Origin of the sequence: Roseovarius dicentrarchi, from assembly GCF_003316635.1 — a bacterium.
In the GTDB taxonomy this organism is placed as follows: Bacteria; Pseudomonadota; Alphaproteobacteria; order Rhodobacterales; family Rhodobacteraceae; genus Roseovarius; species Roseovarius dicentrarchi.
Genome location: NZ_QNQP01000005.1, coordinates 25,985 through 48,505, shown reverse-complemented (window position 1 = coordinate 48,505; position 22,521 = coordinate 25,985). Strand labels below are relative to the sequence as shown.

The 22,521-nt window shown below is 62.7% G+C and carries 24 protein-coding genes; 9 read left to right on the top strand and 15 right to left on the bottom strand.

The features are described from left to right. The first annotated feature begins 27 nt into the window (after positions 1-27). Together DQ230_RS04930 and DQ230_RS04925 are read left to right on the top strand one after the other, a co-directional pair. Positions 28-2,475, top strand: a complete 2,448-nt coding sequence (locus DQ230_RS04930) for a GcvT family protein (protein WP_113911395.1) — start codon at positions 28-30, stop codon at positions 2,473-2,475. 104 nt (positions 2,476-2,579) lie between these two features. Further along, positions 2,580-3,221, top strand: a complete 642-nt coding sequence (locus DQ230_RS04925; RefSeq protein ID WP_113911394.1) for an RluA family pseudouridine synthase — start codon at positions 2,580-2,582, stop codon at positions 3,219-3,221. Here DQ230_RS04925 and DQ230_RS04920 read toward each other — a convergent pair. The 5 genes from DQ230_RS04920 to DQ230_RS04900 are packed head-to-tail and all read right to left on the bottom strand — an operon-like array spanning position 3,218 to position 8,113. Continuing rightward, positions 3,218-4,255, bottom strand: a complete 1,038-nt coding sequence (locus DQ230_RS04920) for a serine/threonine protein kinase (RefSeq protein WP_113911393.1) — start codon at positions 4,253-4,255, stop codon at positions 3,218-3,220. The two genes, DQ230_RS04925 and DQ230_RS04920, sit on opposite strands and share 4 nt — an antisense overlap. Positions 4,256-4,305: 50 nt before the next feature. Beyond that, entirely contained in the window at positions 4,306-5,190 is an 885-nt protein-coding gene (locus tag DQ230_RS04915) for a glycosyltransferase family 2 protein (RefSeq protein ID WP_162497366.1), read from the bottom strand. Next, positions 5,190-5,912: a glycosyltransferase family 32 protein gene (locus DQ230_RS04910; RefSeq protein WP_162497365.1), complete on the bottom strand. Its 723-nt coding sequence runs from the start codon at positions 5,910-5,912 to the stop codon at positions 5,190-5,192. Before DQ230_RS04910 ends, DQ230_RS04915 begins: the two co-directional genes overlap by 1 nt. 31 nt (positions 5,913-5,943) lie before the next feature. After that, the gene (locus DQ230_RS04905; protein ID WP_238987435.1) at positions 5,944-6,651 is read right to left on the bottom strand and encodes a glycosyltransferase family 25 protein; all 708 of its coding nucleotides are present in this window, start codon (positions 6,649-6,651) and stop codon (positions 5,944-5,946) included. 19 nt (positions 6,652-6,670) lie between these two features. After that, positions 6,671-8,113: an aldehyde dehydrogenase family protein gene (locus DQ230_RS04900; RefSeq protein ID WP_113911390.1), complete on the bottom strand. Its 1,443-nt coding sequence runs from the start codon at positions 8,111-8,113 to the stop codon at positions 6,671-6,673. 215 nt (positions 8,114-8,328) lie between these two features. On the opposite strand from DQ230_RS04900, the gene DQ230_RS04895 reads away from it, so the two are divergent. Next, on the top strand, positions 8,329-8,982 hold the full coding sequence (locus DQ230_RS04895; protein WP_113911389.1) for a peroxiredoxin: 654 nt from the start codon (positions 8,329-8,331) through the stop codon (positions 8,980-8,982). Positions 8,983-9,237: 255 nt separating this feature from the next. Further along, complete coding sequence (locus DQ230_RS04890; protein WP_203227997.1) at positions 9,238-9,735, top strand: lytic transglycosylase domain-containing protein; 498 nt, start codon at positions 9,238-9,240, stop codon at positions 9,733-9,735. A gap of 289 nt (positions 9,736-10,024) precedes the next feature. Here the strand turns inward: DQ230_RS04890 and DQ230_RS04885 are convergent, their stop codons facing one another. The 4 genes from DQ230_RS04885 to tsaD all read right to left on the bottom strand — a co-directional run bounded on the left by DQ230_RS04885 (position 10,025) and on the right by tsaD (position 12,529). Further along, positions 10,025-10,552: a hypothetical protein gene (locus tag DQ230_RS04885; protein ID WP_113911388.1), complete on the bottom strand. Its 528-nt coding sequence runs from the start codon at positions 10,550-10,552 to the stop codon at positions 10,025-10,027. A 121-nt stretch (positions 10,553-10,673) separates the two neighbouring features. After that, positions 10,674-11,096: an EVE domain-containing protein gene (locus tag DQ230_RS04880; RefSeq protein WP_113911387.1), complete on the bottom strand. Its 423-nt coding sequence runs from the start codon at positions 11,094-11,096 to the stop codon at positions 10,674-10,676. 5 nt (positions 11,097-11,101) lie between these two features. Beyond that, entirely contained in the window at positions 11,102-11,371 is a 270-nt protein-coding gene (locus DQ230_RS04875; protein WP_113911386.1) for a YciI family protein, read from the bottom strand. A gap of 75 nt (positions 11,372-11,446) precedes the next feature. Next, entirely contained in the window at positions 11,447-12,529 is a 1,083-nt protein-coding gene (gene tsaD, locus DQ230_RS04870; protein WP_113911385.1) for a tRNA (adenosine(37)-N6)-threonylcarbamoyltransferase complex transferase subunit TsaD, read from the bottom strand. A 91-nt stretch (positions 12,530-12,620) separates the two neighbouring features. Between tsaD and DQ230_RS04865 the strand changes: the two genes are divergently transcribed. Beyond that, positions 12,621-13,352, top strand: coding sequence for a uroporphyrinogen-III synthase (locus tag DQ230_RS04865; RefSeq protein ID WP_162497364.1), 732 nt, complete (start codon positions 12,621-12,623; stop codon positions 13,350-13,352). Between the two features lie 391 nt (positions 13,353-13,743). On the opposite strand, the gene DQ230_RS17040 is transcribed toward DQ230_RS04865, so the two are convergent. Further along, the gene (locus tag DQ230_RS17040; protein WP_162497363.1) at positions 13,744-14,064 is read right to left on the bottom strand and encodes a hypothetical protein; all 321 of its coding nucleotides are present in this window, start codon (positions 14,062-14,064) and stop codon (positions 13,744-13,746) included. Between DQ230_RS17040 and DQ230_RS17035 the strand changes: the two genes are divergently transcribed. Then, positions 14,051-15,028, top strand: coding sequence for a COG4223 family protein (locus tag DQ230_RS17035; protein WP_162497362.1), 978 nt, complete (start codon positions 14,051-14,053; stop codon positions 15,026-15,028). The genes DQ230_RS17040 and DQ230_RS17035 overlap by 14 nt on opposite strands. A gap of 20 nt (positions 15,029-15,048) precedes the next feature. Continuing rightward, positions 15,049-16,530 (top strand): heme biosynthesis protein HemY, encoded by a 1,482-nt coding sequence (locus DQ230_RS04855; protein ID WP_113911383.1) that lies wholly within the window; start codon positions 15,049-15,051, stop codon positions 16,528-16,530. A gap of 44 nt (positions 16,531-16,574) precedes the next feature. Here the strand turns inward: DQ230_RS04855 and DQ230_RS04850 are convergent, their stop codons facing one another. After that, entirely contained in the window at positions 16,575-17,588 is a 1,014-nt protein-coding gene (locus DQ230_RS04850; protein WP_203227996.1) for a phosphotransferase enzyme family protein, read from the bottom strand. 367 nt (positions 17,589-17,955) lie between these two features. Here DQ230_RS04850 and DQ230_RS04845 point away from each other — a divergent pair, with 367 nt between their 5' ends. Both DQ230_RS04845 and DQ230_RS04840 read left to right on the top strand, forming a co-directional pair. After that, positions 17,956-19,221 (top strand): D-amino acid dehydrogenase, encoded by a 1,266-nt coding sequence (locus DQ230_RS04845; protein WP_113911382.1) that lies wholly within the window; start codon positions 17,956-17,958, stop codon positions 19,219-19,221. 176 nt (positions 19,222-19,397) lie between these two features. Then, positions 19,398-20,498, top strand: coding sequence for an AI-2E family transporter (locus DQ230_RS04840; protein ID WP_113911381.1), 1,101 nt, complete (start codon positions 19,398-19,400; stop codon positions 20,496-20,498). Here the strand turns inward: DQ230_RS04840 and DQ230_RS04835 are convergent. The 4 genes from DQ230_RS04835 to DQ230_RS04820 all read right to left on the bottom strand — a co-directional run bounded on the left by DQ230_RS04835 (position 20,472) and on the right by DQ230_RS04820 (position 22,444). Next, a complete protein-coding gene (locus tag DQ230_RS04835; protein WP_238987428.1) occupies positions 20,472-20,951 on the bottom strand; it encodes a CIA30 family protein in 480 nt (159 codons plus the stop codon). The genes DQ230_RS04840 and DQ230_RS04835 overlap by 27 nt on opposite strands. A 96-nt stretch (positions 20,952-21,047) precedes the next feature. Then, positions 21,048-21,428 carry a thiol-disulfide oxidoreductase DCC family protein gene (locus DQ230_RS04830; RefSeq protein WP_113911380.1) on the bottom strand — a complete coding sequence of 127 codons (381 nt, stop codon included), beginning with the start codon at positions 21,426-21,428 and terminating at the stop codon, positions 21,048-21,050. Continuing rightward, entirely contained in the window at positions 21,425-21,946 is a 522-nt protein-coding gene (locus tag DQ230_RS04825; protein ID WP_113911379.1) for a glutathione peroxidase, read from the bottom strand. The genes DQ230_RS04830 and DQ230_RS04825 overlap by 4 nt, the downstream gene beginning before the upstream one ends. Positions 21,947-22,015: 69 nt before the next feature. Continuing rightward, positions 22,016-22,444 carry an RrF2 family transcriptional regulator gene (locus DQ230_RS04820; RefSeq protein ID WP_113911378.1) on the bottom strand — a complete coding sequence of 143 codons (429 nt, stop codon included), beginning with the start codon at positions 22,442-22,444 and terminating at the stop codon, positions 22,016-22,018. Positions 22,445-22,521: the final 77 nt, after the last annotated feature.

The following is a 22,521-nucleotide window of genomic DNA, read 5'->3' as shown; positions in this document are numbered from 1 at the left end:
CATCAGGGGCGCTTAGGAGTGCAATACATGGATCTGCCCACAAAGGCCCGCGTGGTCATCATCGGCGGCGGCGTCGTCGGCTGTTCGGTCGCCTATCATCTGGCGAAACTCGGCTGGTCCGACGTGGTGCTGCTGGAGCGCAAGGCGCTGACATCGGGCACCACTTGGCACGCGGCCGGCCTGATCGGCCAGCTGCGCGCGTCCAGCAACATGACCAAGCTGGCGCGCTATTCGGCGGAATTATACGCCGGGCTTGAGGCCGAAACCGGGGTCGCCACGGGCTTTCGTCAGGTCGGATCGGTCTCGGCGGCGCTGACGGGCGAGCGGCTGGAGGAACTGCACCGCTCTGCCGCCATGGCGCGCGCCTTTGGCGTCCCGGTCGAGGAGCTGTCGCCGGCGCAGGTGAAAGAGCGCTATCCGCATCTGAACATGGACAGCGTCACCGGCGGTGTCTGGCTGCCGACCGACGGGCAGGCCGACCCGGCGAATATCGCGCTGGCGCTGGCCAAGGGCGCGCGGCAGCGCGGCGCGAAGGTGCAGGAGCGGGTGCGCGTGACCGGCATCGCGAAACAGGGCCGCCGCGTGACCGGCGTCGACTGGATCAGCGATGATGGCAAGGAGAGCGGCCATATCGAGGCCGAGATGATCGTCAACTGCGCGGGCATGTGGGGGCACGAAGTGGGCCGCATGGCGGGCATCAACGTGCCGCTGCACGCTTGCGAGCATTTCTACATCGTGACCGAGCCGATTTCGGGCCTGTCCCAGATGCCGGTGCTGCGCGTGCCGGACGAATGCACCTATTACAAGGAGGACGCGGGCAAGATGCTGGTCGGCGCGTTCGAGTCTGTGTCCAAACCCTGGGGCATGGACGGCATCCCCGCCAGTTTCGAGTTCGACCAGCTGCCCGAGGATTTCGATCATTTCGAGCCGATCCTCGAGGCCGCCTGCAACCGCCTGCCGATGCTGGCGGAGGCGGGGATACATACCTTCTTCAACGGGCCGGAATCCTTCACGCCCGATGACGCCTATCATCTGGGCCTCAGCCCCCAGATGGATAACGTCTGGGTCGCCGCCGGTTTCAACTCCATCGGTATCCAGTCGGCGGGCGGGGCGGGCCATGCGCTGAGCCTGTGGATGGACAGCGGCGAGAAGCCGTTTGATCTGGGCGATGTGGATATCGCGCGGATGCAGCCCTTTCAGGGCAACAAGACCTATCTGTTCGAGCGTTCGAAGGAGACGCTTGGCCTGCTTTATGCCGACCATTTCCCCTATCGCCAGAAGGCGACGGCGCGCGGCATCAGGCGCACGCCGTTTCATGCGCAACTTCTGGAACAAGGCGCGGTGATGGGTGAGGCCGCGGGCTGGGAGCGGGCCAACTGGTTTGCCGCGCCGGGGCAGGAGCCGGAATATCGCTATAGCTGGAAGCGGCAGAACTGGTTTGACAATGCCGCCGCCGAGCATCGCGCGATCCGCGAGGGTGTGGGCATGTATGACATGTCGTCCTTCGGCAAGATCCGCGTCGAAGGGCCGGATGCCGAAGGCTTTCTGAACCATATCGGTGGCGGTGATTTTTCGGTGCCGGTGGGGCGCATCGTCTATACGCAATTCCTGAACGCGCGCGCCGGGATCGAGGCGGATGTCACCGTCACCCGCCTGTCCGAGACGGCCTATCTGGTCGTCACCCCCGCCGCCACCCGGCTGGCCGACCAGACGCGGATGGAGCGTTTGCGCGGTGATTACAGGGTCGTGATCACCGACGTGACAGCGGGCGAGGGCGTGCTGGCCGTCATGGGGCCGAAGGCGCGCGAGGTGATGCAGGCAGTGTCGCCGGGGGATTTCTCGAACGAGGTAAATCCCTTCGGCACGGCGCAGGAGATCGAGCTGGGCATGGGATTGGCACGCGCGCACCGCGTCAGCTATGTGGGCGAGCTGGGCTGGGAGGTCTATGTCAGCGCCGACATGGCCGGCCATGCGTTCGAGGTGTTGACGGAGGCGGGCCGCGCGCACGGCATGAAGCTGTGCGGGATGCATGCGATGGACAGTTGCCGGATCGAAAAGGGATTTCGCCATTTCGGGCATGACATCACCTGCGAGGATCACGTGCTGGAGGCTGGGCTGGGATTCGCCGTCAAGACGGACAAGCCCGATTTCATCGGGCGCGATGCGGTTCTGCGCAAGCGCGACGCGGGCCTTGAGGCGCGCATGGTGCAGTTCCGCCTGATGGACCCCGAACCGTTGCTTTATCATAACGAGCCGGTGCTGCGCGACGGGCAGATCGTCGGCTATCTCAGCTCTGGCGCCTACGGGCATCATCTGGGCGGGGCGATTGGCATGGGCTATGTTCCGTGCCCCGGTGAAAGCGCGGCGGATGTATTGGCGTCCAGCTATGAGATTGACGTCGCCGGAAGACGTGTGCGTGCCGACGCCAGCCTGAAGCCGATGTATGACCCCGCGGGTGCGCGCGCCAAGGCATAGGACGGTTGCTTCGCGGTGGCGGCGCGTGCAAATGAGTATTTGGGCCAAGATGAAGAGCGGGCAGCGTTCTGGACGCTGACGTTGCGGCGCTGTATGGCGGGGGCATGCAATCTGAATACATGCCCCCCGATACGCCGCTGGCCGTTCTGCACGAAGATCACGAGGTGCTGGCCGTGGACAAGCCCGATGGGCTGTTGTCGGTTCCCGGCAAGGGCGCGCATTTGGCGGATTGTTTGTTGAGCCGTGTGCAGGCGGCCTTTCCCACCGCGCTGTTGGTTCACCGGCTGGATCGGGACACGTCGGGCGTGATGGTCTTTGCGCTGACGCCGCATGCGCAGCGGTTCTTGTCCAGGGAATTCGAGGAGCGGCGCGCACGCAAGACCTATGTGGCGCGTGTGGCGGGACAGCTGGAGCCGAAGGCGGGCGAGGTGGATCTGCCGCTGATCGTGGATTGGCCGAACCGGCCGCGCCAGATGGTCTGCCACGGGACGGGCAAGCCATCGCTGACGGAGTATAGGGTTCTGAAGGCCGGGGCGTCGGAAAGCCGCGTCCGCCTGTGGCCGCGCACGGGGCGCACGCATCAGCTGCGCGTGCATATGCTGGCGCTGGGGCATCCGATCCTGGGCGATCCGCTGTATGCGCCGGACCCGGCGTTCGGGCGGATGATGCTGCATGCCGAGGAGTTGCGCGTTAACCATCCTGAGAGTGGGCGGGGGTTGTCGTTTCGCGCCAAGTCACCGTTTTAGGGTTTCAGCACACGGTCGGTCAGGTTCAGGCGGGTGGCGATGATGGGTTTGAGTGTCTCGGCCAGCTTTGGGTCATTCTGTTGCAGCAGGGCCAGCTCGTCCAGCCGGTTTGCCGCGATAAGGTGCAGCGCGTCCATGCGCGCTGTGCCGTCGGCGTGGCGCGGGAGATGCGCGACGGGTTGGATCATCTCGGGGCGCGGCGCTGGCGCGAGCCTCTCCAGTGTCTGGGCATCCAGCGATGTTTCGACAAAGGCGTAGAGGCCGACGCCCTTGGCCGGTAGGGCATAGGTGCTGAGCGCGACATCCGTTACCTGCGGATGGGCCAGCAATGCGGCCGTCAGGGCGGGGCCGTCGCGGTCAATGCGGTCTTCGGTGCCTTCGCCGTCGGACCAGTTCATCAGGCGGCGGGTGATGAAATTGTAGGCGCGCTTGCCGGTGGCCATCCAGATGCGTGACGGCAGCGCCTTTTGCGCCAGCATGTTGCGCTCGGACGGGGTCAGCAGGTGGGGCGCATAGGCGCGTTTTTGTTTCAGCAGGTGGCGCAGATCCTCGCGCGCCATCACGCGATAGAGGCGGCCGCGGCGGCGGTGGACCGAGGCCAGCTGAAAGTCGATCACGGCGGCGCGGCCACCCGGTGTCATCAGCCAGTTCTGCGGCTTGGCGATGTCGTTATGCGTGACCCCGGCGCGACGCATCTGGCGCAAGAGGCGCTTGGCGTCGCGATACCATTCCGCGCTGGCCGGTTTGGCCAGTTGCAGCGGCGTGCCGCTGGTCCAGCTGCGCAGCAGGCCGGTTCGGTCGACACGCACCAGCGCGGGGCAACCTTCGATCCCCTGCACGGCGCGCAGGCCGCGAATTTCCTTGCGCGCCAGTGCCCAGGCGAGCGGGCGGGCGTAGAACGGGACCGTGTCCAGCTTGCGCAGCACGACCGGGTAATCGGCCACGCCTTCGAGGTGGCCGGAAATCGTTTCGGAAAAGATGTCGCGCTTGTGGACCGTTTCCGGCACAAATCGGGCGTTTGTGTCAATGCTCATACTAGCAGTCATATTGCAAATCTTCAAATGGCGCGAGCATGATATCGCGGCTAATGTGGCGCGCGAGGCTTGGTGAAGGAGGCGTGAAGCACGCCTTTTAAAAATGCCACACTATGGCTGCGACGCAGTCCGGAATACAAAAGCTTGACCGAGAGAACCTTTTTCAGCGCGTGTGCGACTGTTCGGGTTCGGGCGAATGGTCTTGCGTGCTTTCCCATCGTGTATATTTTCGAGCGCCCCTTGTGCCAGGCTTTGAATGCTTCGCTTTTTTCGCTGCTTTTGCCGGATGACGCGCCTTCGATATGTTTGACCAGGGCCGCGCGGCAGAACATCAACGGCCCGCACTGGCGTTTGAGGCGAAGCGATAGGTCATCGTCTTCGTAATACAGGAATATGTTTTCATCGAAGCCGTTAACTTTCACAAAATCGGAGCGCCTTATAAAAAGTGCGGCGCCGGATAAGATGACTGTCTCGCAGTCCTGGGAGGGCCAGCCGCGATTCATCCGCCTTGACCGTGGGAGCAGGTCGCTTTTGTAGTTAAATGCTTCCAAGCCGTCCTGGCGCTGAATTCTGGGATTGAAGGCGCTGGCTTCTGCGTATTTGTCTGCTGCGGTGACCAGATGCTGTATTGTATCGGGCATGAGTTGCGCATCCGGGTTCAGAAATAATATGAACTCTGCGCTTGAGGCCGACGCGCCCTGATTGCATGCAGCGCCAAAGCCTTTGTTTGCTTTGTTCAGGATAAGCCCAGTGTTGTATTTTTTCGCAAGATTTGCAATTTCGCCCGTGTCTGCTGACGCGTTATCAACCAGAATGATTTCCGCATCGCGTGGGCATGTCTCCAGCATTGACGCGAGGACGGGCGCGCTATTGTGGCAGACACTTACGATTGCGACTCTTTTTTCGCTGGCGGCGCGCGCTTCACAGCTTTCCATTACTTGAGGTCTTTTCTCTTGAACAGGCGCCGCATGACTGCGCCACGAATTTTTCCTGTCATCAGTCTGGCTTTGGTGCCGGCGGAGACGCTGCCATATGCATCGGTCGTGCTGCCAAATAATTGTTTGGCGAAAACCTGATCGGGGCCAGTGTATTTTTCGCCGCTGAAATGCTCGGGTATGAAATAGTGAGATGGGAAGATGGTGATCTGTGGATCGTATTTCTGAATCATGCTTGCAACAAAGCGGTTTCCGGTCGTCTTCCATGGTTGTCCCAACTCGCGCGGGCGAAGCGTGGACAGCTCATCAATCAACTGACCGACGAATTTATTTCCCGGCGGGCAGGCAAGAATGGGGGACACCATTCCGGGGCGCGCTTTTTCGTTTTCATAGACTGTATAGGCGCAATCGTGTTCAAACAGATGGTCGGTATTGGCAAGACAGACGGAGTCTGCCTCGGGCAGGAAGCCGCCAAAATCATATAGGATTTCGTAGCGCATCAAATCGGCAGCGCCGGCGAACTGCGATCTTTTCAAATATTCTGTGATCAGTGATTTATTGCGGAACGGGTATGTTGCGGCGAATGAATTGTCATAAAGCGTATAAGACCAATCAGGATGATAGTCCTGCCATGTTTGCATCCAGTCAACCGGGGGGCGATATGGCCCTATCCAGATATGCCCGAGATTTTTGGGAATTCCCAGTTTGGAAAGTTTGGTCACCAGTTGTCCAATCAGCCGTTATTGATTTGCTCTACCGCGATGACAGTTTCTTGACAGCGTAGCGATATCTGGCGCGGCGCAGTTCACGCGACATCAATTCCAGGATGCCTTCATCCTTGCCTTGAATGGTGCTGCCTGCCAATTCAACATCTATATGCTCTACACCGGACGGGTAAACGGTAGATGGCGCAAGGCCGGTGAACCAGTGGCTTTGTATAAATGTATCGACGGGGCGATCAAATGTCTTGCTGTGCTTCAGCAACTGTAAGGCGCCGTTGCGGCTGACGCATTGCGCCGTTGCGCCAAGTCCCGGATTGTCGCCGGTCACCAGCGTGGCGCCGTCACGCTGCTGAACAATGCGCACCCGGCCTTTGGGAGGGGTGGCGCGCATTTTTATGTATCCGAGCGTGCCGACATGTTGCAAAGCCAGATCTCGGGCGCTGGCGAATGTCGGCTGCGAGAGCGCCACATCATCTTCCAGAATCAAGGCAGCATCCAGATTGCGGCGGACGATTTCGGACCATATCTGTCTATGGCTGAGAAAGCAGCCAATTTCACCGGGCCGTAGCTTGAATGGATATGAAGGGCGGAACAGGCCCGGCTGATAAACGGCGGTCACATCCGCCGCGGACAACGCCGTGCCGTCGACTGCGGGCCAGATTTCTCCTTCCAGCCCGCAGGTATCCAGCAGCGCCTCTGCATTCTCGCGCCGCGCCGTGGCGCGGGCGAGGTGCAGCACGAAAGCGCCGATTTTCACGTCAGGCCGCCGGATCGTAGCCCGAGATCGACTTGACCTCGATGAAGTCCTCGATACCCCAGGTGCCGCCCTCGCGGCCATTGCCCGATTGCTTCATCCCGCCAAAGGGCGCGCCCTTGCCGCGGCTCTGGCCGTTGATCTCGACCATGCCGGCGCGCAGGGCGCGGGCGACGCGGGCGGCGCGGGCCGGGTCCTGCGTCTGGACGTAATCGGTCAGGCCGTAGGGCGTGTTATTGGCGATAAAGATGCCTTCTTCCTCTTCGTCGAAGGGGATGATCGACAGGACCGGGCCAAAGATTTCCTCGCGCGCGACGATCATGGCGTTGTTCACATCCGCAAAGACCGTCGGCTTGACGTAAAAGCCACGGTTCAGCCCGTCCGGGCGGCCCACACCGCCGGCGACAAGGCGCGCGCCCTCGTCAATGCCCTTCTGGATCAGGTCCTGAATCTTGTTGAATTGCGTTTCGTTCACCACGGGGCCGATGTGATCGCCGTCCTCGCTGGCCGGGCCGACCCGGATGGAATTGGCGACCTTGACGGCGGTTTCAACGGCTTGATCATAGACCTCGCGCTGCACGATCATGCGTGTCGGTGCGTTGCAGGACTGGCCGGAGTTGTTCATGCAGTGGCGCACACCGCGTTCGACCGCGTCTGCATCGGCATCGGCGAACACAAGGTTCGCGCCCTTGCCGCCCAGTTCAAGGCTGACGCGTTTCAGCGTATCGGCGGCGGCCTTGGATATCAGGATGCCCGCGCGGGAAGAGCCGGTAAAGCTGATCATGTCCACATCGGCATGTTCGGTCAGCAGGGTGCCGACACCGGCGCCATCGCCATTGATCAGGTTGAACACGCCGGGGGGGAATCCGGCCTCGTCCATCATTTCGGCAAAGACCATGGCCGACAGCGGCGATTCCTCGGATGGCTTCAGCACCATGGTGCAGCCGGCAACAGCAGCGGCCACAACCTTGAGCGTGACCTGATTCATCGGCCAGTTCCACGGCGTGATCAGCGCGGCAACGCCGATCGGCTCGTTGCGGATATAGCTGCCGGGGGTGTCGGGGTCGTGGGGATGCTCGAACTTGAAATCCCTGGCGGCGTCAAGAAAGGCCGCGATGTGTCCGGCGCCTGCGGCGGTCTGCTGTTCGCGGGCCAGCTCGATGGGGGCGCCCATCTCGAGGCTGATGGCCTGCGCCATATTCTCGGCGCGGGATTCGTAGACTTCGGCCAGTTTTTCAACCAGCGCGATCCGCTCCTCCACCGGGGTATTCATCCAGTCGGGAAACGCATTTTTTGCAGCGGCGACAGCGGCATCGACATCGCCATCACAGCCCAGCGTGATGATCGCGCACTGTTCTTCCGTCGAGGGGTTGATGACCGGGTGATCGCGCTCCTGCGCAGGGTCTGACCAGTTGCCGTTGATATAGAACTGACGTTTCTCGATCATGTCGGATCTCCCTTTGAGTTGTTGTAAGCAGCCGGGTCCGGGATCATTGGCATGTCCTGTCCGCAGCTTTGACGTCAGACATAGTACCCGCGCCGGCGCGCTGCAAGGCAAGTGGCGCGCGGCCCTGCCAATGATGAAGCTGGGGGGGTGCAAATCCCGGCGCGGGTGCCTATCTTGCGGCCAAAGACAAACCGCAACATTGAAAGGACCGCTAAATGTCATTGCGCATCAACGATACTGTTCCCAATTTCACCGCCGATACGGATCACGGCCAGATCCAGTTTCACGATTTCATCGGTGACAACTGGACGATCATGTTCTCGCACCCCAAGGATTTCACCCCGGTCTGCACCACGGAATTCGGCGCAGTCGCCCGTCTGGCGGATGAGTGGGAAAAGCGCGACACAAAGGTGATCGGCGTGTCCGTCGACGACGTGGAAGAGCACAAGCAATGGAAAGGCGACATTGAAAAGGTCGCCGGCACCAAGGCCGGTTTCCCCATCATCGCCGATGAGGATCTGGAAGTGTCCAAGGCGTTCGATATGCTGCTCGCCGAAGCCTACATGCCCGATGGCCGCACCCCCAATGACAGCGCCACCGTGCGCGCCGTGTTCATCATTGGTCCCGACAAGAAACTGAAGCTGTCGATGACCTACCCGATGAACGTGGGCCGCAACTTTGCCGAGGTGCTGCGGGCGCTCGATGCGCTTCAGACAGCTGCGAAAAACAGCATTGCCACCCCTGCCGATTGGCAGGTGGGCGAGGATGTGGTGATTCCCACATCCGTCAGCGATGAGGACGCACGCGCGAAATACGGCGACTTCAACACCGTGCTGCCCTATCTGCGCATGACGCAGCTGAAAGACTGAATCCAAGCGCCCGATATATCGCGCAGGCCCCGGCAGACCGCCGGGGCCTTTTTTATAAGCGTTTGAATTGCCGTTTTAATGCGACGTTCTTCTCGCGAAAGCTGCCAATTTTGCGACCCTGCCGATGCGCGGCGCATTGCCCACGCGCGGGTATTGGCGGCGAAATCCTGCCTGCTGCGTGCGCGGGAAACTTGCCAATCTGCCCCAACCTCTGGCTTTAAGGCGGTACAGATTCCCTAAGAAAGCCATCGGACCATGATCCTACGCGCCCTGATCGCCGCCTCGCTGCTGTTCACCGCTGCCTGTGCAGGCACGATGCCGAAGACATCGCCGACCGTCTCAACCAGCTCTGCCATGCAGCTTCACCCCGGTGAAACGCCGCAAATTCGCAAGCTGGTGAACAAATACGCCGATCATTATCAAGTGCCGCGCCCGCTGGTGCACAAGGTCATCCAGCGCGAAAGCGATTACCGCCCCGGCGCCCGTAACGGCCCCTACATGGGGATGATGCAGATCCTGCCCGCCACCGCCCGCGGCATGGGTTTTTCCGGGCGCGACACCGATCTGCTGGATGCGGAAACCAACCTGCATTTCGCCGTGAAATACCTGCGCGGTGCATGGCTGGTATCGGACGGCGATCTGGACGAGGCGGTGATGTGGTACGCCCGCGGCTATTACTACGAGGCAAAAAACCGCTGCCTGCTCGTGGAAACCGAGCTGAAGCAGCGCGAACTGGCCAAGCATTGCCGCTAAGCGCGGTTTAAGGCAAATGCGAGATACTTGATGTTTGATCGGATTGCGCAGGTGCGGTAGCGTAGTCTTGTCGGGTCAGAATGGCCGGAACTTTATGCAGATACACGTGTGGTGCAATGGGAGCACGTGGGGTGGCGAAGGGTTTCGGTTATTTGGATCGGAACCCTTCGTTTAATTTCGCCGCCGAATCCAGTCGTCAGGCCCTTGCCGTGACGATTGGCATCCTGGCACAGAAAAAGCCCCGCGAAGGGGGCTTTTCCGTTGGTTTGACGTCGTAGCAAAGTGCGGCTTACTTCGATTTCAGCTCGGTTGTGCATTTGCGGACTTCGTAGACGGCATTCTTTGCGCCGGTCATGTCGACCACATAGGAATGGGGCATGTCAGGAAATGCGACCAGTTCCTGACCGATTTCGATGTCCTTCACGAATTCGGGGTTGTTGACCAGAATATATCCGCCCTCATACCCGTCCTCGATGCTGGGGCCCATTCCGGTCGCCTCGCCGACGTAAAGGTTGCCATTCGCCAGAACAGCGATTTCCTGAGTGGCTTCCACTTCGGGTGCGCGCTGCGAAAAGAGGCCCAGATAGCCTGCGCTTTCGTCTTCGACGAAGCCGAACTGCACGATTGCGCCCGATTTGCTCTTGTACGAGGCAAAGCAGGTTTCACGCGTCTCGTTCTTGCGAACGTGCCAGGCACCGGCGCTGCGGAATTCCGAGATCTTGTCGCCGCGCGTGGGCAAAACGTCCTGCGCGGCAGCGGCCATAGGGGCGGCGCAAGCAAGAGCGATGGCGGTCAGTGCAGGGGTCAGCTTCATCATGTCAAATACTCCAGTTTAATCTTGAAACGTGTGCGTTTCCGCACACTCAGCCCGCGCAGTGCAGCGCCGACCTTCGATAAGACAACCGCAGGTTTGACGATAAGTTCCCCGGAGTAAGGAATTATGTGTTGGTCATGCCGCCCATGATGCAGATGATTTGCCACGCATCGGCGGTGACAGGCTGAACCGACAGACGCGGCTGGCGCACCAGCGCCATGTCTGCCAGCGCCGGATTTGCCTTGATCGCGTATAGCGTGACAGGCTTGGACAGCGGGGCCGCTGCGCGGACGGTGACGCATTCCCAGCGTGGATCATCGGTGCCGGGATCGGGGCGGGCCTCGGCGCAGATTTGAACGATGCCGACGACGGCCTTTTGATCTTCGGTATGATAGAAAAAGCCGCGATCCCCCACCGCCATTTCCCGCATGAAATTGCGCGCCTGATAATTGCGCACGCCATCCCATGGCTCGCCCGCGTCGCCGCGGCGAACCTGATCGTGCCAGCCCCAGACGGACGGCTCGGATTTGAACAGCCAGTAGCGCAAGCGCGTCAGATCACCTTGTTCCAGTGGATCAACTCGACGCTGCCGAACAGCCCGGCCTTGCCATATGGATCTTGCGCGGCCCATGCTTCGGCTTCGGCCATGTCCGTCACGTCCAGCACCACCAGCGAGCCGGACATCTGCCCGGCATCGTCCAGCAGCGGCCCGGCCTGCGTTACCGCGCCCGAAGATTTCAGATAGGCGACATGCGCGTCGCGGTTGTCCAGCCGGGTCTGTAGCGCGCCGGGTTTGTCCCGGCCGATGAGGGCGATCAGCATAAAGTCTCCTGCGTGTGAATGAATGCGTCGGCGGCCAATCTAGTGTGCCCGCCTGCCATGCGCAATTTGCATTGCTCAGGCCTTGGCGCCCTTGCGCCCCGATCCCAACATCGCCGGACTGCTGGAATCCAGCGGCCAGCGGGGGCGCGCGGCCAGCGTCATATCGTCGCGCTGGCCAAGGCGGAACAGCTCGGCGCCCGCATAGGCGATCATCGCGGCATTGTCGGTACACAGCGCCAGCGGCGGCGCAAGGAACCGCGCGCCCGCATCATGCGCTACCTGCATCAACCCGTCCCGTATCGCCTGATTGGCCGCAACCCCGCCAGCCACGGCCAGCAGTCGCAGATCGGGATGGGCCGCCAGCGCGCGGCGGGTTTTTTCGGCCAGCACGTCGCGCACCGCCGCCTGAAACCCGGCGCACAGATCGGCGCGGTCCTGCACCGTCAGCCCGCCGCGGTCCTGCATTGCCGCATCGCGCGTGCGCAGCAGCGCCGTCTTCAACCCGGAGAAGGACATATCGCAACCGGGCCGGTCCAGCAGCGGGCGCGGGAAGGCATAGCGCGCCGGATCGCCCAGCTTTGCCTCGGCCTCTACCGCCGGGCCGCCGGGCTGGGGCAGGCCCAGCAGGCGGGCGGTCTTGTCGAATGCCTCGCCGGGGGCATCGTCGATGGTGCCGCCCAGCCGGGTGAACTGCTGCGCGCCATCAACGCGCAGGAACTGGCAATGCCCGCCCGACACCAGCAGCATCAGATAGAGGTAGTCCGCCCCGTCTGTCAGGCGCGGGGTCAGCGCATGCCCCGCCAGATGGTTCACCCCGATCAGCGGCAGGCCCGCGCCCGCCGCCAGCCCCTTGGCGCACATCACGCCGGATATGACGCCGCCAATCAGCCCCGGACCGGCGGTGACGGCGATCGCGTCCATATCGCGCAAGCCAAGGCCACTGGCGCGCAGAACCTCGGCCACGCACAGATCCAGCTTTTCGGCGTGGGCGCGTGCGGCAATTTCAGGCACCACGCCGCCGAATGCCGCGTGAAGCTGGCCCTGACCCTGCACCGTCTGCGCCAGGATCCGCGCCGGGCCGTCGCCCACGCGCACGATTGCGGCAGCGGTGTCGTCGCAGCTGCTTTCCAGTCCGAGGATGGTCAGGGTATCGGTCATGGTGTCGCTTTCGGTCCCGCCCGTTGCGCGCTTGTGCCGGGGCAGCTATCACTTGGCATGCGATCCCACAAGCATCGGAGCGGCCCTGACCTTGCCCCCTATCATTCTGATCACCCGGCCCGAACCCGGCGCCACACGCTTTGTCGCCGCGCTGAAGGATCTGCCGGGCGATGATCTGTCTGTCGTGCTGTCGCCGGTTCTGGCCATCGCGCCGCAGGGCAGCCTGCCGGATCTGACCGGGGTGCGCTGGCTGATCTTTACATCGCAGCACGGCGTTTTTCGCTTTGCCGAGCTGAGCGCACGGCGCGACATCCCCGCCTATTGCGTCGGTGACACCACCGCCGAGGCGGCGGAGCAGGCCGGCATTACGGCCATATCCGCCGGCGGTGATGCGCGCGATCTGCTGGCGCGTATCGCGGCGGACGGCGCGGCAGGCCCGATGCTGCATCTGCGCGGCGCCCATGCGGCGGCCGATGTGGCCGGCGCGCTGACAACCGCCGGCGTTCCGGCCGGCGATGCGGTGCTGTATGCGCAGCACAAGGTGCCGCTGAACGATGCGGCGCGCGCCTGCCTGTCCGGCACGGCGCCGGTGATCGCGCCGGTATTTTCACCGCGCAGCGCCGCCGCTTTGTTCGAGGGCGTAGATGTCACCGCGCCGCTGGTTGTGCTTGCAATCAGCCGCGCCGCAGCAGACCGTGTGCCAGAGGGCGCGGCGCAGGCGTGCCTTGTCGCGGATCGTCCCGATGGTGCCGGAATGCTGCGGGCGTGGCCCGAAGCGCTGGCACGGGCCTATCGCCTTGAGGGAACAAACCGTGCGCAGTAAGGTTACCCGGTTCAGGGTATTGAACAGATTCGGAAGGAATGGCTGACGTGGCGGATAAAAAGGCACCTTCAGGACGCAAGAGCGCTGGCGCATCTGGCGGCAAAACGGCCAAGGCTGACGGTTCTGCGTCCGGGAAGGATAAAACCGACACATCCGGGGCGGTCGCTCCTGAAAGCAAGGATGCCGGCAAGGCCGCTGAAAAAACGCCAGCCGCTGCAAAGGATGACAAACAGGCCAAGCCTGAGACGTCAAAGACAGTCGGCAGCGGGGCAACCTCTTCGGCGGTTGGTGCGAAGCCTGATGATGCCACGCCTGCTGACAAAACCGATCCCGACGTGACGGCGCGCAGTTCGATACCGCCCAGCGGAAGCAAATCGGCAGCTGCCAAGGGTCAGACTGACAAGCCCCAGACCAGCAGCACGGCGGCGACCTCATCCACCGGCGCCGCTGCTTCGGATACCGGCACGGATAAGGCAAAGCTGGTCGATACCGGCAAAACGGCGTCCGCGCCTGCGGGCGCTGCCGCTGTTCCGGCAGCCTCTGGCACAGATTCGGCGGCCGAGACTTCAACCAAACCGTCAACAGACAAGCCGTCCGAGCCGAAATCGACTTCCTCAACCCCCTTCGGGTCGAGCGGAACCCCACCCGCTGACAAACCTTCGGCGGCGACCGCCACATCGCAGGACACATCGCCAAAGATGCAGCAGTCCAAGCCAGCGCCAGCCGGCCAGCCCCAGCCGCGCAAGGGCGGCTTCGTTGGTCTGCTTCTGGGCGGTGTCTGCGCTGCGGCCATCGGCTTTGGCGCGGCCTATTACATATTCCCCCAGTTGGGCATCATGGCGCCAGTTGATACGGCGGCAACCGATGTGCAGGCGGATCTGGCGCAGCAGTCTGAGCGGATCAGCGCGCTGGATGCACGCATCGACGCGATCCCCGGCGCGCCGGACACCAGCGGCATCGAGGCGGGACAGGCCGATCTGGAGGCAAAGCTGGCCGAGATGTCCGACCGGATCAACAGCCTGTCGGGGCGCATTGATGAGCTTGAAGCGCAGCCAACCGGGCCGGGTGACGATGGGGTGACAATCGGCCAGCTGAACGATCTGCGCCGCACGATCAAGGCGCAGGGCGAGCAGGTGCAAGCCCTCGTCGCGCAAGCGGACGAGCGCGCGGAGGCCGCGCAGGCCGCAGCCCAACAGGATCTGCGCCGCGATGCCCTGTCGCGCATTCGTGCCGCACTGGACAGCGGCGCACCCTTCGCCGCCGCGCTGGGCGATCTGGAGCGTGCGGGCATGTCGGCGCCAGATCCGCTTCAGGATGTGGCCGAGGCTGGTGTGCCGACGCGTTCGGCCTTGCAGCAATCCTTTGCGCCCGCCGCGCGGGAGGCGCTGGCAAGGGCGCGCAGGTCCGGTGACGAGGGGACGGGCGGCGATTTCTGGTCCTTTGTTTCGGGCCAGCTGGGTGCCCGGTCGCTGGAGCGGCGCGAGGGCAGCAGCACAGACGCCATTTTGTCCCGCGCCGAAGACGATCTGCGCCAGGGCAACCTGGCCGCAGCCCTGACCGAGGTGGACACGCTGACCGGCCCCGCCGCCGCCGAGCTGGCCGATTGGGCGGCCAGCGCGCGCACCCGGATGCAGGCCACAGACGCCTACGACGCGCTTGCCGCGAAATTGAACTGAACCGAAAGGGCACGCCTCACATGCTGTGGTCAATTATCAAGATCGTCGTTTTTCTGGCCCTCGTGGTGGTGGTCACGTTCGGCGTGTCCCACTTGCTGGAGCTGGACGGCGGTGTGCGCATCGTCATGGCCGGGGTCGAGCTGAACCTGACACCGCTCAAGGCGGTGATGGCGCTGGCGCTGATCATTGCGGCGCTGTGGCTGCTGATGAAGCTGGCCGCGCTGCTGATCGCGGTGCTGCGGTTCATCAATGGCGACGAAACCGCGATTTCCCGCTATTTTGACCGGAACCGTCAGGAAAAAGGGTATCGCGCCCTGTCCGAAGGGATGCTTGCCCTTGCCTCGGGCGAGGGGGACGTGGCCATGGCCCGCGCCGCCCGCGCCGATCGGTATTTGAAAAAACCCGCCCTGACCAATCTGGTGATTGCGCAGGCTGCCGAAATGCAGGGCAACCGCGCCAAGGCGGAGGAGGTGTACAAGCGCCTGCTGAAGGATGATCGCACCCGCTTTGTCGGCGTGCGCGGTATCCTGCGCCAGAAGATTGCCGATGGCGATACCGACACGGCGCTGAAACTGGCGCAGACGGCCTTTGGGTTGAAACCGGGCCATGGCGAAATTCAGGATACCCTGCTCAAACTGCAAACCGGGCAGGAGGATTGGGCCGGCGCACGCTCGACCCTGAATGCAAAGCTGAAATTCGGCAATATCCCGCGTGATGTTCACAAACGCCGCGATGCGGTTCTGGCGCTGTCTGCGGCGCGCGACATTGCCGTCGAGGGCAAAACCGTCGAGGCGCGTGAGGCCGCGATTGAGGCGAACAAGTTGTCTCCGCATCTGATCCCTGCTGCCGTTATGGCCGCGCGCAGCTACATCGCCCAAGGCGCGCCGCGCTATGCCGCCCGCGTCATTCGCAAGGCATGGGACCAGCAGCCGCACCCCGATCTGGCCGCCGCCTTTGCCGCCATCGCGCCGGACGAGACGCCACAGCAACGCCTGAAACGCTTTGCCAAGCTGTTCACCGCGCGCCCCGATCACCGCGAGTCAAAGCTGGTCGAGGCCGAGCTGAACCTTGCCGCCGAAGATTTCCCCGCCGCGCGCCGCGCCCTGGGCGGTCTGGTCGAAACCGATCCTGACGCCCGCGTTCTGACAATCATGGCCGCAATCGAGCGGGGCGAGGGTGCGCCTGATCGGGTGGTCAAGGGCTGGCTGGCCCGTGCCATGTCGGCGCCGCGCGGCCCGCAGTGGATTTGCAACAACTGCCAGCACATTCACGGCGAATGGGTGCCCGCCTGCGAAAACTGCGGCGCGTTCGATACGCTTGCGTGGAAAACACCGCCGCAGGGCGACGTTACGTCCCCCACCGGAATCGAAATGCTGCCGCTGATCATGGGCGATATGGACGACCAGAAAGCGACAGATATCGCCAGCGTGGTCGATGCCGAAATCGTCGATACAGGCCCCGAACCAAGCGAGCCGGTAGAAGAGCCCAAGACCGAAAAGTAACCCTGGCAGTCTGGCGGCGGCATCAATCATGCCGCCGCCACGTGTCAGCCGCGGTTTGCCGTTTGCGCCAGCCATTCCGCGCCCAGCCGTGCCGTCACGCGGGCGAAATCGGGGGCCATTGCCTGCGGTTCGGGCGCCTCGATATGGCTGCCGATCCACGCCAGCAGGGCCATCCGGCGCAGCAAGATGAAGGTGTCCATCTCGGCCAGCTCATCGCCGCTTAGTGCGCGCACCTTGTTGTAGCCGCGCACCCATGCCGCCTTGAGCGCGGGAACGCGCGGATCATCCTCCATAAAGCTGATCCCGGCGGCAAAATCGTACAGAAACCAGCCAAAGCCGCAATCGTCGAAATCTATCAAACGCGTGCCTTGCGGGCCGGTCAGCAGGTTGGCCAGCCGCATATCCGCATGGATCAGCCCATAGCGATCCGGGACATTGCCAAACGCCTTGAGCCGCGCGCAGACGCGCGCCTCGACCGCATCCAGCACGGCGGCAATGTCTTGCGTGACATTCGGCGCGTCGCGCCAGTTGCCCCAGGTGGGGGCGGGGCCAAACACGGTGTCTGTATTCCAGACGAGCCGCTGGAAATCGGCGGGGCGTTGCCATGATTTTGAATGTTCGTGCGTCAGCGCGGCAATTTCGCCCAATTCTTCGAACGGGCGTTCCAGATCACCTGCCTCATCGGGGTGGGTGCCTTCGATATATTGAAACAGCACCATGAAACGGGGCGCATCCAACCCGTCAATACGGCCTTCCTGAATGACCTGGCCGTTTTTCCCAACATAGCTGTCGGGGGTGACAACGGCGCGCGCCTGTTTCAGCGCGGCAATCCATGCCAGTTCGCATTCGATCGCGCGGCGGGTGTGATACTGTTCGCGGTGGATGCGCAGAATGGCCCTGTAGCCGCTGCCATCCTCGACCAGATAGGTCGCGTTTTCCGCCACATTGATCAGATGCGCCCGCGCGCCCGGCGGAATATCCCACAGCCGCAGCGAGTGCTGCGCAAGCCGGTCCAGATGCGTCAGAAGCTCTGCCAGTGGCATATCGGGCTGCGCCATACCGCGTCCTTCGTTCGAGTTTCCTGACTGTGCCGTTCTGCGAAGTGACCAAGCGGCCTGCCTGCCCCCCGGCCTGTTTCGCCGTCAGGGTCGGGACTTGCACGGTTTATCACGCGCTACATGCTTCGCCACCTGAAAACGATATTGCAACGCGACAGTCGCGCACAAATGCGTCGAAAGGGGCGATTTTGATGGGCGTCTGTCCGGCTGCCAAGGTCTATTGCGTAATAATCCACCGCCAATTCGCCTATGATGCGTAGAATATTCGATACAGCCTGTCCTGCACTCTGAAATCCAATGGAAAATTCACCGCATCTTGGTGTTTTTGTGGCCATCAGGCGATAGCGCGTTGGCAAGGGAGTGAGCTATGAAAATCGTTGTTCTTGGGGGCGGTGTTATCGGCGTCACGTCCGCGTGGTATCTGGCCAAAGACGGGCATGAGGTGACGGTCATCGACCGCAACGCCGCCGTCGGCGAGGATACGACATTTGCCAATGCGGGCCAGATTTCGCCCGGATATTCAGCGCCCTGGGCGGCGCCGGGGATTCCGCTGAAAGCACTGAAATGGCTTTTTCAGCGCCACGCACCGCTGATCGTGCAGCCGCAGATGGACTGGCGCAAGCTGAGCTGGATGGCGCGGATGCTGCGCAACTGTACCGAGGCGCGCTATGAGGTGAACAAGGGTCGCATGGTCCGGCTGGCCGAATACAGCCGCGATTGTTTGACCGAGATCCGCGACGAGACGGGAATTGACTTTGACAACCGCCAGCAGGGCACGCTGCAACTGTTCCGCACGCAAAAGCAGGTGGATGGCGCGGCCAAGGATATCAAGGTTCTGGAAAAGGGCGGCGTGCGCTACGAGGTGCTGGATGCGGCCGGTTGCGTCCGGGCCGAGCCGGGGCTGGCGGGCGCGCGCGATCTGATTGCAGGCGGTCTGCGCCTGCCGGGGGACGAAACCGGCGATTGCCATATGTTCACGACCAAACTGGCCCAGATGATGGCCAGCGATCTGGGCGTCAGCTTTCGGGCCGGTGTGGAAATCCGCGCGCTGATCCAGGGGCCAAGCGGCATCGAGGCGGTCGAGACGTCCGAGGGGCGTGTCACGGCGGATGCGTTCGTGGTGGCGATGGGCAACCATTCGCCCGATCTGGTGCGCCCGTTGGGGCTGAAGCTGCCGATTTACCCGGTCAAGGGCTACTCGATCACCGCGCCGATCGTTGCGCCCGATCTGGCGCCGCAATCGACCGTGATGGACGAGACATACAAGATTGCAATCACCCGTCTGGGCGACCGTATCCGCGTGGGCGGCATGGCGGAACTGGCCGGAATGGACCGCAGCCTGAGCACCAAGCGGCAGGAAACGCTGACCATGTCCGTCGAGTCGCTGTTCAAGGGGGCCGCCGATCAAAGCCGCGCCGTGCTGTGGACCGGCCTGCGCCCGATGACGCCGGATGGAACACCGATCATCGGCCAATCCGGCGCGCCGAACCTGTATCTGAACACCGGCCACGGCACGCTGGGCTGGACCATGGCCGCAGGCTCGGCGCGGGTTCTCAGCGATCTTGTGGCAGGCCGCGCGTCCGATATCGAAACGGCGGATCTGAACTATGACCGGTATGTCGCCGCGCGTTAAGACGCGTTTACCTGCGGCAACAGGGCCCGCGATGGCAATCAGGCGGTGGCATTTGGCAAAAACTACGGCATAACGGTGGGGACGCCTGCCGTTGCGGGCCTGACCCGCCCACCCCGTAGGAGCCGCGCCCATATGCCATCTGTTGCCACCCGTGATCCGCAAAGGCAGCAGCGCCTGTGATCGTTCCCCCGTCACAACTGGCGCTGCCGGTCAACGCGGCCTTGCTGGCCGTGCTGGCGGGTTTTCTGATCTTTATCGGCAAGCCTGTGCTGCTGCCCATTCTGGCAGCGGTGATCGCGGTTTACGTGCTGATCAGCGTGTCAGAGGCGATGCGCGCTGTGCCGCTTGTCGGGCTGCTTTCGGCTCCCATGCGGCGGCTGCTGGTGCTGGTGGCCTTCACGCTGGTCGTGCTGTTGCTGCTGGGGGTGGTTGTCGATACGATCAGCCGCATCCTGCGCGAGGCGCCCACCTATCAGGCCAATATCGAGCGGCTGGTCGCGCAGGGCGCCGACATGCTGGGCGTGGACGAACGGCCCGATTGGAAAACCATACGCGATGCCACATTTGGCCGCCTGTCCGTGCAGACACTGATCAACACGGCGCTGTATAATATCACCGGCATCGGCACCTCTGTGTTTCTGGTGATCGTCTATTCCGCCTTCTTGCTGTCCGAGCGTGCCGGTTTCGCGGTCAAACTGTCTGCCGCCATGCGCGACGCCGAAGGCGCCGCCAAGACCGAGGCGATGATCCGCGACATCAACGACCGGATCGGCGACTATCTGGCAATCAAGACGCTGATCAACGCGATGCTGGGCACTGTGTCCTTTGTCGTGTTGTGGGCGCTGGACGTGGATTTTGCCATATTCTGGGCGCTTGTGATCGCCTTGCTGAACTATATCCCCTATTTCGGCTCGCTGGTTGGGGTGGCGTTTCCGGTCAGCCTGTCCATCGTGCAATTCGGTGATTTGTGGTGGACGATGCTGTTGGCCATCCTGCTGACGGCGGCGCAGATGATCGTTGGCAATATCGTGGAGCCGCGGCTGATCGGGCGGCGCGTCAATCTCAGCCCGTTTGTGGTGCTGGTATCGCTCGCTGTGTGGAGCGCGCTTTGGGGGTTGGCCGGCGCCCTGCTGGCGGTGCCGCTGACGTCGATCCTGTCGATCGTGTTCTCCTCGTTCGAGCCGACGCGCCCGCTGGCGATTCTGATGGCCGACCGGATCGATCTTACGGTGCCATCCGTCGCGGGGCCGTCAATAAAACGCGATGTCGGCTACTGAAATATCCGCCGTGTGATCCCGCCCATAGGCGACGATTGCCAGGCTTTTGATGCTATCGGCGGCCAAGGTATCGCGTAGCAACATGCCTTGCGCCTCGAACCGCGCGAACGGGATGCGCAGCACTTGCCAGTCGCCGGAGGTGTCAAATGGCGCCTGATAGAAATTCCACGGCAGCACCGTGCCGCCGGTGCGCGCGTGGATATAATAGGTCTGCCCGTTGCCTTTGACCTTTATTTCCAGCCCTTTGGCGCCTTCGGGCAATCGGGTGGGCAGTTTCAGCCGGGCCTGAATGAAGCCGCCGTTTTTGGCGGTGCTGACAGATCCGGACAGATGCAAAACAGTTTGCCCCTGCTCCTGCCGCAAGGCGACTTGCCCGGTGGATCTGCCGCCCATCACCCGGTCGCTGATAAATTCCCACCTTGTTTCAGGCGCGCCGCTGAAATCCTCAATCATCTGCCTGCCCTCCTGCGCAATGACTGCGGTGGCGAAAGCTGGGCAAAAGACCGCGCCCAACGCAAGCGATCTGGCACAATGGCGCAAAGCGGGCATTTATTGCGCCTTCCTGCGGCGCAGCGCCACGAACAGCCGGACGATACCTGGCCGAAGCCGCAAAAACCCGCGATATGCCAGCTCCAGCATGGGCATCACGCCGGGGAAATGCGCGACCCGCGCGGCCACACCCCAGCCCGGCACCTGCCGCCATACCTCTGCAAAGGCGGCGGCGCCCGACAGCAGGCTGCCACCCGCCGATTGCACATGAAACCGCGCCTTGGCATCGTTTGCGTCCAACCCGTCCGGCAGGTCCGCGCCGGGCTGCGATACATCGACCAGATCCAGCCGGCCGTCGCGGTCCCGCTTGGCGTAATACCCGATCTCGCTGCGGCAAAGCGGGCAGGCGCCATCGTAATAGACGGTTGTGCAGCCCGTCATCGCAGCATCGCCTCAATCGGGCCGGTGATCTTGGCCGACAGGGGATCAACCGGCGATCCGAATGTGCCTGCCACCTGTCCATCAGGGGCAATCAGCACCTTGTTGAAATTCCAGCCGGGTGCGAACCCCGTCTTATCCCGCAGGGTGCGGAAAAAAGGGTGCGCATTGCTGCCCGTGACGTGGGTGATGCCGGTCATCGGCATGTCGATGCCGTATTGCAATTCGCAAAATTCCTTGACCTCGGCATTGGTTGCCAGTTCCTGCCGGAAATCATCCGACGGGACGGCCAGCACGATCAGGCCGCGATCGCGATATGTGTCATAAAGATCCTGAAGCCCGCGATATTGCCGGGTGAAGGCGCATTGCGACGCGGTATTCACCACCAGAACCGGCTGCCCGGCCCAGTCGCTCAGTGCCAAGGTTCCGCCGTCGATTGACGCAAAGGGCGCTTTCAGGTCCACCGCGGCGGCAGGGGCGGCGATGAAAATGGATATGATCAGGGCAAGTGTGCGAAACATGGCGATCCTCCGGCTGCTGTATGATCTACGGCCCGGCGGCCCGATTGGATCACCCCAGCGCCGCGCCCGTCATGTGGCCAGCAAATCGCCCAGTGCGCGCCGCGCCTGCGCCGCATGGGCCAGCGTATAGCCGTCCAGCGTGGCAAAGAATGCCTCCTGCGCCTCGGCCAGTGGGCCGCGCAGGCCGCAGGCGGGCAGGATCAGGCACGATTTGTCGGGACCGAAACATTCGACCACCGGCTGGCCGCGCTTCATCGCGCGCACGACAGCGCCGAGCGTGATCTCGGCAGCCGGGCGCGCCAGTGTCAGACCGCCATTGCGGCCCCGCTCGGCAATCACGAACCCCTCGCGCACCAGCTGAGTCGCAACCTTGGACAGGTGATTCTCGGACAGGCCGAAGATGCCCGCAATTTCAGAGGTCGGCACCCGCGCGGGCGCCTTGACCGCCAAGGTTATCAAAACGCGCAAGGCGTAATCGGTGAACTTGTCCAACTGCATGGGGTGATATTTAGCATTTACAATGCGCAATAAGAAGGGCTATATATTAGGCACTGGAAATACCTATTAAAGGGACG

What these genes read in the sequence shown, in the direction of transcription:
- DQ230_RS04930 (WP_113911395.1), top strand. Translation starts at nt 28, where the DNA reads ATGGATCTGCCCACAAAGGCCCGCGTGGTCATCATCGGCGGCGGCGTC.
- DQ230_RS04925 (WP_113911394.1), top strand. Translation starts at nt 2,580, where the DNA reads ATGCAATCTGAATACATGCCCCCCGATACGCCGCTGGCCGTTCTGCAC.
- DQ230_RS04920 (WP_113911393.1), bottom strand. Translation starts at nt 4,255, where the DNA reads ATGAGCATTGACACAAACGCCCGATTTGTGCCGGAAACGGTCCACAAG.
- DQ230_RS04915 (WP_162497366.1), bottom strand. Translation starts at nt 5,190, where the DNA reads ATGGAAAGCTGTGAAGCGCGCGCCGCCAGCGAAAAAAGAGTCGCAATC.
- DQ230_RS04900 (WP_113911390.1), bottom strand. Translation starts at nt 8,113, where the DNA reads ATGATCGAGAAACGTCAGTTCTATATCAACGGCAACTGGTCAGACCCT.
- DQ230_RS04895 (WP_113911389.1), top strand. Translation starts at nt 8,329, where the DNA reads ATGTCATTGCGCATCAACGATACTGTTCCCAATTTCACCGCCGATACG.
- DQ230_RS04890 (WP_203227997.1), top strand. Translation starts at nt 9,238, where the DNA reads ATGATCCTACGCGCCCTGATCGCCGCCTCGCTGCTGTTCACCGCTGCC.
- DQ230_RS04885 (WP_113911388.1), bottom strand. Translation starts at nt 10,552, where the DNA reads ATGATGAAGCTGACCCCTGCACTGACCGCCATCGCTCTTGCTTGCGCC.
- DQ230_RS04875 (WP_113911386.1), bottom strand. Translation starts at nt 11,371, where the DNA reads ATGCTGATCGCCCTCATCGGCCGGGACAAACCCGGCGCGCTACAGACC.
- tsaD (WP_113911385.1), bottom strand. Translation starts at nt 12,529, where the DNA reads ATGACCGATACCCTGACCATCCTCGGACTGGAAAGCAGCTGCGACGAC.
- DQ230_RS17035 (WP_162497362.1), top strand. Translation starts at nt 14,051, where the DNA reads ATGCAGCAGTCCAAGCCAGCGCCAGCCGGCCAGCCCCAGCCGCGCAAG.
- DQ230_RS04855 (WP_113911383.1), top strand. Translation starts at nt 15,049, where the DNA reads ATGCTGTGGTCAATTATCAAGATCGTCGTTTTTCTGGCCCTCGTGGTG.
- DQ230_RS04850 (WP_203227996.1), bottom strand. Translation starts at nt 17,588, where the DNA reads ATGGCGCAGCCCGATATGCCACTGGCAGAGCTTCTGACGCATCTGGAC.
- DQ230_RS04845 (WP_113911382.1), top strand. Translation starts at nt 17,956, where the DNA reads ATGAAAATCGTTGTTCTTGGGGGCGGTGTTATCGGCGTCACGTCCGCG.
- DQ230_RS04835 (WP_238987428.1), bottom strand. Translation starts at nt 20,951, where the DNA reads ATGATTGAGGATTTCAGCGGCGCGCCTGAAACAAGGTGGGAATTTATC.
- DQ230_RS04830 (WP_113911380.1), bottom strand. Translation starts at nt 21,428, where the DNA reads ATGACGGGCTGCACAACCGTCTATTACGATGGCGCCTGCCCGCTTTGC.
- DQ230_RS04825 (WP_113911379.1), bottom strand. Translation starts at nt 21,946, where the DNA reads ATGTTTCGCACACTTGCCCTGATCATATCCATTTTCATCGCCGCCCCT.
- DQ230_RS04820 (WP_113911378.1), bottom strand. Translation starts at nt 22,444, where the DNA reads ATGCAGTTGGACAAGTTCACCGATTACGCCTTGCGCGTTTTGATAACC.